The sequence below is a fragment of the Vibrio sp. 1727 genome (genome assembly GCF_033344415.1).
GTDB lineage: Bacteria > Pseudomonadota > Gammaproteobacteria > Enterobacterales > Vibrionaceae > Vibrio > Vibrio alginolyticus.
On record NZ_JAWPOT010000686.1, the window covers coordinates 1 to 514 of the forward strand.

Below are 514 nucleotides of genomic sequence, written 5' to 3' on the forward strand. Positions count from 1 at the left end.
CCTTCCCTTGCACTATGGTTGACCGCATTGTGCCAGCAGCCACAGAAGAGACACTGACCGAAATCGCAGATCTGCTTGGCTGTGAAGATCCATGTGGCATCGCTTGTGAACCATTCCGTCAATGGGTTATCGAGGACAACTTCGTGGCTGGTCGTCCAGATTGGAATGTGGCTGGCGCAGAATTTGTTGCCGACGTTGTGCCTTACGAAGAAATGAAGCTTCGCATGCTAAATGGTAGCCACTCGTTCTTAGCCTACCTAGGCTACCTTGGTGGTTACGCGCACATCTCTGACACCATGACAGATGAAGGCTACCGCAAAGCGGCATTCGACATGATGATGCAAGCACAAGCCCCTTCGCTGACCATGCCAGAAGGCACCGATTTAGAAGGCTACGCCAAGCTGCTTATCGAGCGCTTCACTAACCCAAGCTTGAAACACAAAACATGGCAAATCGCGATGGATGGCAGCCAGAAGATCCCACAACGCATGGGCGGCAGCTTAAGATTCCATCT

Annotated in this window: 1 pseudogene; it reads left to right on the forward strand. The window is 51.9% G+C overall.

The features are described from left to right. Positions 1–514, forward strand: a pseudogene (locus R8O10_RS27620) (fructuronate reductase); the annotation flags it as partial.